This window comes from Candidatus Cloacimonadota bacterium (assembly GCA_034661015.1).
GTDB lineage: Bacteria > Cloacimonadota > Cloacimonadia > JGIOTU-2 > JGIOTU-2 > JAYEKN01.
Genome location: JAYEKN010000181.1, coordinates 1 through 13,356, shown reverse-complemented (window position 1 = coordinate 13,356; position 13,356 = coordinate 1). Strand labels below are relative to the sequence as shown.

At 33.5% G+C, this 13,356-nt stretch carries 15 protein-coding genes and 1 tRNA gene; 10 read left to right on the top strand and 6 right to left on the bottom strand.

Going from position 1 to position 13,356, the window contains the following annotated elements; translation table 11 throughout:
- Positions 1-192: 192 nt before the first annotated feature.
- From U9P79_06895 to U9P79_06880, 4 genes are all read right to left on the bottom strand, one after another.
- Positions 193-543, bottom strand: a complete 351-nt coding sequence (locus tag U9P79_06895) for a hypothetical protein (GenBank protein ID MEA2104349.1) — start codon at positions 541-543, stop codon at positions 193-195.
- A 116-nt stretch (positions 544-659) separates the two neighbouring features.
- Positions 660-1,214, bottom strand: coding sequence for a hypothetical protein (locus tag U9P79_06890; protein MEA2104348.1), 555 nt, complete (start codon positions 1,212-1,214; stop codon positions 660-662).
- A 374-nt stretch (positions 1,215-1,588) separates the two neighbouring features.
- Positions 1,589-2,515 (bottom strand): glycosyltransferase family 2 protein, encoded by a 927-nt coding sequence (locus U9P79_06885; protein ID MEA2104347.1) that lies wholly within the window; start codon positions 2,513-2,515, stop codon positions 1,589-1,591.
- An 11-nt stretch (positions 2,516-2,526) separates the two neighbouring features.
- Positions 2,527-3,126 carry a hypothetical protein gene (locus tag U9P79_06880; protein ID MEA2104346.1) on the bottom strand — a complete coding sequence of 200 codons (600 nt, stop codon included), beginning with the start codon at positions 3,124-3,126 and terminating at the stop codon, positions 2,527-2,529.
- A gap of 335 nt (positions 3,127-3,461) precedes the next feature.
- Here U9P79_06880 and U9P79_06875 point away from each other — a divergent pair, with 335 nt between their 5' ends.
- From U9P79_06875 to argS, 9 genes are all read left to right on the top strand, one after another.
- Positions 3,462-4,400, top strand: a complete 939-nt coding sequence (locus U9P79_06875; GenBank protein ID MEA2104345.1) for a PorV/PorQ family protein — start codon at positions 3,462-3,464, stop codon at positions 4,398-4,400.
- Positions 4,401-5,036: 636 nt separating this feature from the next.
- Entirely contained in the window at positions 5,037-5,396 is a 360-nt protein-coding gene (folB, locus tag U9P79_06870; GenBank protein MEA2104344.1) for a dihydroneopterin aldolase, read from the top strand.
- Complete coding sequence (gene folK / locus U9P79_06865) at positions 5,397-5,855, top strand: 2-amino-4-hydroxy-6-hydroxymethyldihydropteridine diphosphokinase (protein ID MEA2104343.1); 459 nt, start codon at positions 5,397-5,399, stop codon at positions 5,853-5,855. It begins immediately after the preceding gene.
- A gap of 65 nt (positions 5,856-5,920) precedes the next feature.
- A complete protein-coding gene (locus tag U9P79_06860; GenBank protein ID MEA2104342.1) occupies positions 5,921-6,535 on the top strand; it encodes a deoxynucleoside kinase in 615 nt (204 codons plus the stop codon).
- Positions 6,536-6,540: 5 nt separating this feature from the next.
- The gene (locus U9P79_06855) at positions 6,541-7,284 is read left to right on the top strand and encodes an NTP transferase domain-containing protein (GenBank protein ID MEA2104341.1); all 744 of its coding nucleotides are present in this window, start codon (positions 6,541-6,543) and stop codon (positions 7,282-7,284) included.
- The gene (locus U9P79_06850; GenBank protein MEA2104340.1) at positions 7,285-7,770 is read left to right on the top strand and encodes an HIT domain-containing protein; all 486 of its coding nucleotides are present in this window, start codon (positions 7,285-7,287) and stop codon (positions 7,768-7,770) included.
- Between the two features lie 12 nt (positions 7,771-7,782).
- A complete protein-coding gene (locus U9P79_06845) occupies positions 7,783-8,202 on the top strand; it encodes a LytR C-terminal domain-containing protein (protein ID MEA2104339.1) in 420 nt (139 codons plus the stop codon).
- A 2-nt stretch (positions 8,203-8,204) separates the two neighbouring features.
- Positions 8,205-8,582 carry a ribosome silencing factor gene (gene rsfS / locus U9P79_06840; protein ID MEA2104338.1) on the top strand — a complete coding sequence of 126 codons (378 nt, stop codon included), beginning with the start codon at positions 8,205-8,207 and terminating at the stop codon, positions 8,580-8,582.
- Positions 8,583-8,584: 2 nt separating this feature from the next.
- On the top strand, positions 8,585-10,243 hold the full coding sequence (gene argS / locus U9P79_06835) for an arginine--tRNA ligase (GenBank protein ID MEA2104337.1): 1,659 nt from the start codon (positions 8,585-8,587) through the stop codon (positions 10,241-10,243).
- A gap of 82 nt (positions 10,244-10,325) precedes the next feature.
- Here the strand turns inward: argS and U9P79_06830 are convergent, their stop codons facing one another.
- Positions 10,326-10,496: a hypothetical protein gene (locus U9P79_06830; GenBank protein ID MEA2104336.1), complete on the bottom strand. Its 171-nt coding sequence runs from the start codon at positions 10,494-10,496 to the stop codon at positions 10,326-10,328.
- A 35-nt stretch (positions 10,497-10,531) separates the two neighbouring features.
- Positions 10,532-11,827, bottom strand: coding sequence for an ABC transporter substrate-binding protein (locus tag U9P79_06825; protein ID MEA2104335.1), 1,296 nt, complete (start codon positions 11,825-11,827; stop codon positions 10,532-10,534).
- 144 nt (positions 11,828-11,971) lie between these two features.
- Here U9P79_06825 and U9P79_06820 point away from each other — a divergent pair.
- A tRNA-Asp gene (locus U9P79_06820) sits at positions 11,972-12,048 on the top strand.
- Positions 12,049-13,356: the final 1,308 nt, after the last annotated feature.

Here is a 13,356-nt window from a genome sequence, read left to right as displayed (position 1 = left end):
CAAAAAAATCAGCTTTTGGAATTTGTCAATCGGTTACGAATTTTAATATCAAATTCTGAAAAAATTACTTGCGAAAACTTAGAAAAATCAATTATTAGACACAGTTAAGTTAACGCTCCCTTATTTTCATTATCATCCCTTCTGTAATATATAATTTTGGGGGTATAAAATTTTATACCCCCAAAATTTAATTTACTTATAACGATTCATATTTTTTAAATTCTCATTTCTTTTTAAATAACCACCATATAATATATTAAAAATTGTTACGATAATTCCTATTAAAACGATAAGAGGATAGGTTTTAAATATTGCGATATAAAACACTAAAACTATCAAAGATATTATATTTACTAATATTGATATAATAATAGATTTTTTAGCTAAAGATTCTCTAAATTGAGAAGTAGTTAAAGATATTCCTGTAGAAAATAAAACTATCCATACTAAGCGAAAATAAATTGTCGGTTCTTTGTTTAGAAAAATAATTAACAATGAAAATACAACAATAAAAATTCCCGCCAATAACGATTTTTTATTCATAATTTCTCCATTCACTAATTTAAGATTTTATTTAATTTTTAATAGGTAGCAAAATTAAAATTTGATAATCGTTAATTAACAATTTAATTTCATTCTGCTACCTATAAATTTTAATGCTAATTATTCAATATATCATATGTTACTTCATATACAACGGATGCTCCCATAGCACCAAGTCCACCACCAATAAGGCCCCCAATCCCATCCGAGATTATGCCACCAATATTATGCCAATCCCTTGTAGATATTTCATAACTACTAAGGGTAAAACCAACTATCTTTGCCGCCATATCTGCTCCATCTTCTGTATTATAAGATATTGATTCAAGATTTTCAATATTACTAATCCAATTAATAACAATTTGTTCTGGATCTAAATTATTTTGTAAATCATTAATCAAATTTTGTGTTGATTGTTGTATAATACCATTTATATTGTTGATATCATCTACAAAAGCAGAATTACTGCTGTTTTGAATAATTTGGTTAACAATTTCTTCTTTACGTTCTAGTAATAATTGTGGGTCATTTAGTGTAAATATTAATTCTCCATTATATTCTATTTCAGTTAAAACAAAATACTTAACATTTGTTTCTATTTCATCCCAAAACTGAATAATGTTTGTAGAGTCAAAACCGCATTCAGTTAAAACCTGAAAATATGTATCCATAATAATTTGGTATTCTTCATCTGTAATTGAATTAACTGAATCATTTCTGACAAATATTTGCGAGTAAAGAATCGAACTGCGAGAGAACTGCGAGAGAACTGCATTTAAAAATATTCATCGTAATTTTACTCCTAAATTATATTTGGCACAAACATATTGTTATAGTCAAATTTGATGTCAAGTATTTAATAATGTTTTTAAAAATTTATTCGGTACAGGAAAAACACATATTGAACTGATGAACCCCTGTTAAATATTAAAATACAAAGCATTCAACGGGGATATTACGGTTTTTACAAAAAAATTTTATCTGCGTAAATCATTTTCTTCAGCGTTCATCTGCGTCGAATCCCTACTTTACGGATAAACAATAATTAATCTTTTACCCTCTGTTCTTTACTCCGGATTGGCTCTTTTCTGTTATTCAGATAAACGATAAATTCCCCAATCAATCCTATGGAAATAAGTTGAATGCCAACTACGATCAGCAGAACTCCCATAACGAGTAAGGGACGATTACTCAAAGACATACCAAAAAATATCTTCATGATGCTTAAGTAAATGGTAGTAGCAAATCCCAAAAAAGAAATTATCATTCCGCTTAAACCGAAAAGATATAAAGGACTTCTCGCATATTTCGTAATCATATTAACTGTCAGTAAATCCAAAAATCCTCTTACCAAACGTTTTGCTCCATATTTTGATTTCCCAAATTCTCGTTTGTGGTGCACAATCGGAATCTCACAAACGGAAAACCCCTGTGCTTTTGCTAAAGCAGGAATATAACGATGGAGTTCCCCGTAAATGCTTATTGATTTTACAACTTCGTTGCGATAAGCTTTAAAACCACAATTGTAATCATGTAATTTCAGTTTGAATAATTTGGAAGTAACAAAATTAAACAATTTTGACGGTATAGTTTTTGAGAGCGGGTCTTTGCGTTTTTGTTTCCAACCTGCAACCAGATCGAATCCTTCATTTATCCTCTTTATGAAATTAGGAATTTCAGCAGGATCGTCTTGGAGGTCGGCATCCATTGTAAAAACAATATTCCCCATAGCAATATCAAAACCCGATTGAAGGGCTGCTGATTTCCCAAAATTTCTCCGAAATTCTACAATCTTAACATTTTTATCAGATGCTGCAATTTCTTCCATTATTTCTTGGGTATTATCTGTGCTACCGTCATTTAAAAAGATTATTTCATATGAATAGTTATTGATGTTGCTAATTATTTGTTCATGAAGAATTTTCAAACTTTTTTCTTCATTTTGGGCTGGTATAATAAAAGATAGATCCATAAGTTATGCTCCTAAATTATCATAAAGATAATGCTCATTACGATTCCTGAGATCAGTGGAATAGTAATATTGTCGTTTATATGAAGATTTGAAACTTCTGTAATTGCTGCTGTTATAGCACCAGCTAATATCATAATAGTATAAGGTTCTGGATTTGTGGTGCCTTGTGGACCTGCAAAAACTTTTTCGAAGATTAAAAAATAGCATATAATCCCGAAAATTGCACAGCTGATAAAGGAACCGATTAATCCTTCAAGCGTTTTTTTGGAATTGCCTATCTTTCTTTTTCCGAATTGCAAACCTATCAAAGCAGCAAAAGTGTCTCCGATCGCCAGAAATGAGATGGAGAGAAATGCAATTTCCTTAGTGAAAATAGCTATTGCAACCACAGAAGAAGTAAGAAGATAAGACGCACCGGTAAGTCTGGAAGTTTCTTCATCTCTCAAATGTGCTCCGAAAAGCGAATAAAATTTATTTTTCAATCTCGGATTTTCTATCCTCGATGCATCTATAATTAGACAAATCAAAGCAATGGGCAATAATATTGCAATTGCAATCAGTTGGTTCCTAACCACAAAGTAATAAAGCAATGGAATTACTATTGCTCCCATGTGAATTGTTTTCCGTAAAATTTCATGCTTAAACATTCTTTAAATACGGAAAATGTGAAATTTATTGTCAAAAAACTTGAAAAGAAATATGATTTTTTGGATTAAAATACTCAATTATGTCTGTTGATTGTTTTTTCATTAGATAAATTTAATGGTAGTTATCACAAAAACGATGCCAGATAGTGATGCTGAAATCTCCGATTATTTCAAACTTCATGTTTCATAAAAAATGGCGAATGTTAAATTTCCCGTATAAATTGACAAAAATAATAGGTATTTTCAAAGTGTAACCAAAAATATTATGACAAATCAAAAATTTTGAGATAAGGATTATTATGAATTTAAAGAAAATTATCTGCCTTGCTGTCGCATTATTACTTTTCCAAACTCTTTTTGGAATATATTCTGATGCAGGCACCCGTTCGTTCACATTTTTAAAGGTTCCGATAGGTCCTCGAGCTGCCGGAATGTCAAATGCATATTTCGGTTTATCAAATGATGAGCTGGCTCCCTTCTGGAATCCGGCTGGTTTAGCTCAGATAAAATGCAAAAAATACGGAGTAACCTATCTCAATTATATTGATAGCTACAACGGTGGCGCTGCCAGCTGTGTGTTACCGATTTCAAATATTTCTGCGGTTGCTTTTTTTGCAAAATTTGTGGGTGCAGGTGATTTTGATAAAACTGAAATTGATGAAAGCGGCGGAATTATTGATTTGGGCACATTTGGCTCTTATGATGTAATGCTCGGTGTTTCCTACGGTAAAGTTATTTCGGATATTATAGATATTGGTTTCAGTTTCAAATTTATCACGGAATCTATTGATGACTATTCTTCCCAAGCAATCGCCGGAGACGTTGCGATTATGCACCAAACTCCAAACCCAAAGCTCAAAATAGGTCTTGGCGTAAAAAATTTTGGAAAGCAAATATCCCAATTCGATTCTAAAGAAGAAAAGTTGCCACTTCTTTTAGCCGGTGGTATCCGATATGATATTCCGGATGGGCATCTTGCCCTCGATATAAATAAGCCGGCGGACAATGACGTTTACGGCAATCTGGGTGTGGAGAAAAAAGTGCGCGATAATCTTACTCTTAGAGCAGGTTATCGCACAAATGCATCTGATTTTAACGTTGGTTCCAGCATTGATTTTCTTTCCGGTATATCTGCAGGATTTGGATTCAAGTGGAAAAATTATATGTTCAATTACGCTATAAATTCCTGGGGTGAACTCGGATTTATAAATCAACTTTCTGTTGGACGTAATTTCTAAAAATTTGTCTAATTGGGAGGCATCTGTAGAGTTTTATTCAATCCGTCCCGAAACCATCAGGATGACAACAATGCAAAACTACTGTCTTGAGAGACAATTGGTTTTCCTGATGAAAATCAGGATTGTTCCTTACGAGTATAATAAAACAGTTAGAATTTTAAGATGAAATTTCAAGAAGAAATAATATTCGAAAAAGGAAAAGTGGTTGGAATTCAAAACAACCGCGTGATTGTGGAGGTTGAGAGAAGTTTCAATTGCAAAGGATGTAGTTTGGAACCTTTTTGCATGACCGGAAACGCAAACAAAACAACTTTTGAACTTATCAATACTCTTCAAGCAAAAAAACACGATAAAGTCTCTTTCGAATTGAATCCGGGCTCACGGATTTTAAGTTCATTCCTGATATTTATAATGCCAATAATAGTTCTATTCTTAATATATTTTTTTTCTAAAGATTTATTATTGTTATCGGAAAATGTATCTATATTACTCTCATTAATTTCTTGGGGATTAAGTTTTTTGCTATTGAAATTTTTTAATTCTCGTTTACGAAAAACAAATTTTCTAAAACCGAAAATGGTCGAAATAATATCAAATTAACATGTTAATCACAAAATTTCCCGAAAGTGAGGAATTATGAAAATTACTCTGAAAAATATGATCTTCTATGGCTATCACGGTTTACATGAAGCCGAAAGAACTCTCGGACAAAGATTCGGAGTTGATATCACTGTGGAAACCAACCATGATATCGATGATAAAGTGAAACATCTTGAAGATACCGTGGACTATACAAAAATTTTCGAAGAAGTTAAAGAAGAGGTGGAAAACTACAAATATCATTTACTGGAAAAATTAGCTGCCAAAGTCCTCGAAAGAATTATGGACAAGTTTCCACTCGTAGTAAAATGTACAATTGCCATAAAAAAAATTGCGGTTCCAATTAATGGCACTTTGGATTATGTGGAACTGGAAATGTATAAGGAAAGAGAATAAATAATCAACACAGCATTCATCGGTATTGGCTCGAATCTGGGAAATAGAAAGAAAAATATTCTAAACGCAATAGAACATATTGAAAAATTGCTTGAAATTCGATTTGCTAAAAAATCAACATTAATTGAAACTCAACCGGTAGGCAAACTTGATCAACCTGATTTTCTTAATTGTGTTATTCAAATTGAAACTGAGTTTGAAGCGGAAGACCTATTAAAAGAATTGCAAAAAATTGAACTGGAAATGGGAAGAGTGCGGATTGAAAAATGGGGACCGAGAATAATTGATCTGGATATTTTGTTTTTCGATAATCAAATCATAAACCTGCCACATTTAACAATTCCACATAAAGAGATCCTAAACCGAAAATTTGTGCTTCATTCTTTAAATGAGATCGCTCCGAAATTTATTCATCCTATTAAAAATAAGGCAATGAAAAAATTATATGAAGAATGTTAGAATTCGAAAAACAAATTGATGCGAAAGATAAAATTTAATCACTGTAATCTGCGTGCTATTTTTAGATGAATATTAAAAATAAATTCATTGCAGTCGAAGGCGTTATCGGAGTGGGTAAAACCACATTGGCAAACCTGCTTGCCAAAAAATTACATGCGAAATTACTACTTGAACAATTTGAAGAAAATCCATTTTTAAAAGAATTTTATGATGATATAAAGGGGAAAGCATTCCAAACGCAACTTTTTTTCCTTCTGAGCAGATATCGTCAGGTACAACAGTTGTTTCAAACTGAAATATTCCACACCAACATCGTAAGTGATTATATGTTTATGAAGGATTCAATTTTCGCGAACATGACCATTGGCAATCATGAGTTGGCTCTGTATAACACGATATTTTCGATTCTAAAAAGCAATGTGGTTTCCCCGGATCTAACCATTTATCTTTATGCTGACATAGACGTGGTGATGGATAGAATCAAAAAAAGAAATCGAGATTTTGAACATAACATTCAAAGGAATTACATCCTCGATCTAATGCGAGCCTACGAGGATTTTTTCAACAAATTTTCATCCTTAAATGTGCTCAAAGTGAATACGAATAAGCTGGATTTTACAAAAACTCCCGAAGTATTTGACAAACTTTACCGTAGGTTAAAAAAGCAGTTCCTTAAGTGAGTATTATGAAAAAAGAAAATTCAATTATCATTTTGGCTGCTGGAAAAGGTGTCCGCATGAAATCTAACCTTCCGAAAGTTCTCCATGAATTCAACGGAAAACCGATGATTTCACGTATTGTGGAAACTGCTCAAAATATTAAGCCAAAAAAAATAGCGGTTGTTGTGGGATATAAAAAAGATGTTGTGATTGAGGCGTTAAAAAACTTTGATTCAATCATTTTTGTTGAACAAAAAAAACAAAATGGAACAGGCCATGCAGTTTTGATGACGGCAAAATATTTTTCGGGATTTGACGGAAATGTAGTTATTACTCCCGGAGATGTTCCTCTTCTGAAAGCAAAAACTATTGATAATCTAATTAGAATTCATAACGAAAAAAACGCTGCTGCCACCGTGCTAACAGCTATACTCAACGATCCAACCGGTTATGGCAGAATTATTCGAGATAAAAACGGTTATGTATTGAAGATTGTGGAACATAAAGATGCTTCCGAGCAAAAGCGAAAAGTGAATGAGATAAATTCCGGCATCTTTTGTTTTGATGCCAAAAAACTTTTTGAGATTCTTCCATTAATCAAAACCAATAACGCCCAAAATGAATTGTACCTGACAGATACATTGGAAATTTTGCAGAATGAAGGGGCGAAAATTGCCGCTGTGATTGCAAAAGACCCCCTTGAAATTTCCGGTATAAATTCTCCGGAACAATTGAAAGAACTGGAATCTCTCGATGATTCCCCAAAATGAATGAATAAACTATATTCTCCCTGGCGAATAGATTATATTCTTAGGGAAAAAGAAAAGGGTTGCATATTTTGTAATAAACCGGCAGATGAAAATGACGAAAAACATCTAATCTTGAAGCGTGGTTTACACTCGTATATAATTATGAATCTCTATCCCTACAACAACGCTCATTTGATGGTTGTGCCATTTCGTCATGTGAACGATCTTACCGATTTGAACGATGATGAAATCCTCGAGGTTTTTAGGATGACAAAAATTGCTGAAATCGGACTCAAAAAGGCTTACAATCCTGATGGTTTTAATATCGGAATAAATATTGGCAAAGCAGCCGGTGCCGGAATTAGCGACCATCTTCACATTCACATCGTTCCACGCTGGAATGGAGATACAAATTTCATCACCACGATTGGAGAAACTCGGGTAATTCCCGAAAATATGCAAGTCGCTTTCCAAAAGTTAAAAAAGGCACTGAATGACGAAGATTGATAATGTTGTTAGATTTCTAAAAATATCTATCGGTTTTTTTTTATCCTAAATCTGCTATACCTATGCTCAACTATAATATTTTACAAGGAAAGCACACCTGCAAGGGATTGGGAATTTGCAAAATCAACAGGAAAGATAAGTGATATAGATATACAAGTTTTGAATGGTGTTGGTAAAGCGGGTTTAGCAAGAGAAATACGAAATGAACTTATTGATTTGGGCTTTAACGTCTTATCTTTTGGCAACGCAAATAAATTCTGCTATCTGAAAAGCGTGATAATTATAAAAAAATTGGACTATAATAAATTGAACCAACTGAAAAATATTATTTCTATACCATATTTATATGAACAATCAAACAAATGGTCGAATTATGACTTTGTCATTATTGTTGGCAGAGACTACAAAAAATATTTCAAAACAGGAAAGTGATAATGGAAAATTATTCATTAGATGAAAAGTTGGAAAAAATTTCTCAACTTGCAAAAGAAAAAAAAGCAGATGAGATCGAGATAATTGATGTGTCTAAAGTAAGTAATATAACTGATCGCTTTGTGGTCTGCTCCGGCAACGGCTCAATCCATACTCGATCTATCGGAAAACATATATTAGCGGAATCCAAGAAAATAGGACTTCCATTACATCACAAAGAGGGACTGGAAAACGGTTTATGGATACTCATTGATTTTGGTGATATTGTTCTGCATATTTTTGAAAAAAAATCTCGCGAATATTATAAATTAGGTGATTATTGGAACGAAATGGTTGAAAATAAATTGGCAAAAACAAGAAAGAAAGCTAATGAGGAATAATTATGTTTGTTGATCAAATACAAAAAAAATTACAAAAGAGTCTAATCGCTGCTGGATTTAAGAAAATTGCTAAATCACTCATCGAAGTTAAATATCCAAAAATGAAAAAATATGGCGACTATTCATCTAACATTGCCTTAAAAATTGGAAAGAAATACAAAAAAAATCCTCTTGAAATAGCAAAAATATTATCTGATAATCTTAGAAGATCAACTGTATTTTCCAAAGTGGAAGCCGTTCAGCCAGGATTTATTAATTTTTATATATCCAATAATATGCTTCGAAAAACATTGCAGGAGATTCATGAGAAAAAAAATAATTTCGGGACAAATACTTCTATAGGTGCAGGGAAAAAAATTTTACTTGAATTCGTCAGTGCAAATCCTACCGGTCCTCTAAATGTAGTGAATGCCCGAGCTGCAGCCTATGGAGATTCATTGGCTAATATATTTAAAAAATTGGGCTACAATACGGAAAAAGAATATTATATCAATGATGCCGGGCATCAAATTGATCTGCTTGTGGAATCTGTGGAAGTGGAATTACGCAGACTTGAGAATATGCAAGTTCAGGAGATGGAAGATGGATATAAGGGAGAATATGTCATAGATATAGCAAAGGACATTTTAGAAAGTGTAAGAGGGTCAGTCTTTCATTTTTCCGCCAAGAAAAAATTATTTATTATTCAATATTATGCTTTGCGAAATATTTTGGCGAACCAAAAAAGAGCTTTGGAAAGATTTAATGTTAAATTTGACAATTGGATATCAGAGAAGGAGCTTCGGGCTAAAGGAAGTGTGGAAGATGTGCTGACCTACCTTTCCGAAACAGGATATACTTTTGAAAAGGATGATGCGGTTTGGGTGGAAACGAGTAAATTTGGAGACAGTAAGGACAGAGTTATTATGAAAAGTGATGGCACAACTACTTATCTTGTTCCGGATCTTGCTTATCATATTTCGAAATACAAACGCAATTACCATTTGATGATTGACGTACTTGGTCCGGATCATCACGGACATGTTTCCAAATTGAAATCCGGTTTGAAAATTCTCAGTTACGATATTAAAAAACTTAATGTTATAATTTTGCAACAAGTTAACCTTTTATTAGATGAAGAGAAAGTAAAAATGTCAAAACGTGCTGGAAATGTTTATACTCTCAATAAACTAATAAATGAGGTCGGAACTGATGCTGCTCGTTTTTTCTTCCTAATGCGTAAGACAAATACACCTTTGGATTTTGATTTGGACTTGGCAAAAAAGCAATCGTCCGAAAATCCTGTTTATTATGTTCAATATGCACACGCACGCATTAATAGTTTGATTAAGATGGCAAAATCCGAAAAATTAATCCTCGACGATTTTAAACCGGAATATCTAAAAAAGTTAAAACACGCAGAAGAGATGGATCTGGTTCGTAATATGATGAAATATCCCGAAATGATAGCCCACATCGGCAAAACTTATGATGTTAATTTGATGACAACTTACTTAATGGATTTGGCTTCCGCTTTTCATAAATTTTATCACAAACGAAAAATTATCAATTTGCGTTATAGGGAACTAAGCTTAGCTCGATTATATCTGGCAGATGTTGTGAAAATTGTTTTAGCAAACGGTCTTGGTATCCTCGGAATAAAAGCTCCAAAAAAAATGTAACACAATCGTCTCAATTGTAAAGATTGAACAAAATTAATAAAAATTTCAGGGAGAGCACATTAACCTGCTCTCCCTTTTTGTTTTATTGGAAACGAGAATTATTAATTAGTGTCCATCCGTAAACTCGCATTTTTGCAATGATTTTCCGAATGTGATTCGACGCAGATAAGCACTGATTATGCTGATGAACGCTGATATTACATTTTTTACAAAAAAATTTTATCTTGCGAAAATCGGTTTTTTCAGTGTTCATCTGCGTCGAATCCCTACTTTACGGACAGATTCTAATTATTCGTCAAGTGCTTCTTGAAAATGCTTGGAAGCTTTATCCAGAGCTTTCTGGGGAGTAAGTTGTTTTCGGAATACATTCTCTAATACTTCCTCTGCAATAAAATCCCTAGTTTCAAACCAGGCCGAAAGTTGGGGAGGGACTTCTGCAAATTCAAGTTGATTAAAAACAGATCTTAAACCGGGATATTTTTTGAATTTTTCTTGCAGTTGCGGATCGTTCAAAGCACTCTTTCTTACGGGCATATAATATGTTAGGTTAGCCCATTGGGCTGTTTTTTCAGGGGATGTAAACCACTTGATGAATTTCCAACAGGCTTCTTGCCGTTTCTGGCTTTCCTTGTCCTTATCGTTTCGGAAAATTACTACATTTGTTCCGCTGATAAGGTTGTGTTTGGTTTTTTTGTGAGGAATAGCAGATATACCAATATTGAATGGAATACTACCATCTTTTTGCAAGTAAACCATTGAAACACTCGAACCTTCTACTAGTCCCACTTTGCTAGCCAAAAAATCGTTTTGGCCATCGTATCCGGTAGAAAGATATGCCACACGGTATTTGTGTAGAAGATCATCCAAATAATTTAAAGCCATTATACCATATTTACTATTGAGCAAAGATTTTGTTTGATCTTCATTAATAATTTTTCCACCTGCTTCAAGGAGAAGGTTTAGAAATTGCCAAACACTGGTTGCAAAAGTTGTACCCCATTGATCGATCTTTCCATCTCCGTTTGCATCTTGAGTAAGTATTTTGCAAATATTGATAAAATCGTCCCACGTTTCCGGTGGTTTGTTGATATCGAGTCCGTTCTTGTAGAACATATCTTTGTTGTAATACATAACCCGAACGCTCTTGTTAAAAGGAAAAGCCCACATTGTATCCCCGAAAGTGCTGCTCTTGATAAAAACAGGATAAAAATCTTCCAATTCTTCTTTTGAAAGACCGTTTTTACCATTAATAAATTTTTCAATGGGAATGATAGCCTTACCCCCAATCAATTTTGCAGTCCAATTTTCATGAGCTTGAGCCATATCAGGCTGAGTGTTTGCAACGATAGCTGCCATTAATTTTTGAGATAATGCTTCATATCTGCCCATTGAAATTGCTTTAAGATAAATATCATCGTGAGTGTTGTTGAACTCATCAATCATTATTGTAAGTGCGTCACCGAGGGGACCCCCCATAGCATGCCAAAATTCGATAGTGGTTTTATCAGATGTTTGTTCCTTCTTTCCACACGCTGAAATTACAAACATCAGCGATATGAGAGTAACGAATAATACTTTTTTCATAATTATTAAATCCTTATATTTTTTTCACGCTTTTTCGTCTAATACAAATAACAGTCAAGAAAATTTCGGAAAACTTGACATAAAAACTCTGTGTTTGGTTTTTCGAGTAATATTTTGATCTTTAATTAAACACTTTTCAGAAGCGGGGGCGTAGTTCAGTTGGTTAGAACGTCTGCCTGTCACGCAGAAGGCCGCGAGTTCGAGTCTCGTCGCTCCCGCCATTTTTATTTTTAAACCGGACAATTTATTGTTCGGTTTTTTTATTTTGGAGTGCAACATCCGTGATGTTGCAATTAGAAAAATACGAAACCAAATCAGATGCAATGAAACGGGAATATGCAATCAAAAAAAAGAAAAGTCGAAAGTATATTGAAAAATTGATACTTGAAAAATAGTTTGCAGAAGGTCGTCCCGAAGTTTTCGGGAAGTCTCGTCGCTCCCGTCAGTTTTATTTTTTAAACCGAACAATTTATTGTTCGGCTTTTTTATTTTGGAGTGCAACATCAGTGATATTGCACTTTTTTTTATTCAAATGGGTAATGTTGCTCTACTAGAACACTTCTTCACATTAATAAAAACTGAAGTCCAGTCTGAAAAGATTATCCTGAACTCCAGTTTTTTTTAACGAAAATTATTTCTATAGACCAGTCCTTCAGGGCTGGTTAAAACCGAAACAAAACAATCAAGGGCGTTCACGCCCTTACATTTTCTCAAAAAAACAAGGAAAAAAGTAGAACACGAGTCCTTTCGTGTGAGTATGAAAAAAAATTCAATCCCTTCAGGATTGTTTTGTTCAATGGTTATTTCCACTGATTACATCGGTGGTTATCCATATTGAATCATTACAGGATTCGTAATGATCGCATTTTTCGTTTAAATTGTTTTTTACCCTTTTGGAGTGCAACATCCGTGATGTTGCACTTTTAAAACAAAACATCACGGATGTTTTACTCCAAAGTTTATCAATCTCTTTTAGCAAATTTGGATTTTGTATTTTGTTTACTGGGGTAGCAAGCAACCACAGTCTATTTTATTCAACTGCTTTGCAGTAAGGGTTTTCAACAGCAGATTGAAGTTATGTCGGTGTTTTTTCTGGCTACACTATGCTTTGAAAGACCCATCTGGACTTCAGAATGCGTTTAGGGAACAAATATCGCGACACGAAGGCAAAAGAAAGAGTCTGATTTGGGGTACCCAAACCAGATGTGCGAAATCTTTGTAGCATAAGGCATCAGCCTTATGAGAAAAGTGCAAAAGTTATTAGCACCGTAGGTGCAACATATATAAATAAAAATCCCGACTCGAGCGCTATCTTTTACGTTCGAGTCGGAATTTAAAAGTTTGGAGTAAAATATCCTCGATATTTTACTTTTCTAGAAGAATACGAAACCAAATCAGATGCATTAAATTAAATTCCACACAAATATTGACATATATTTTCCACATTCAGAAAAATAAAACAAAAGTTTTAATCAATCGTTTAAATCAATTGTTTGAAAGGAAAAAAATGAAAAATCAGTTGTCAACAA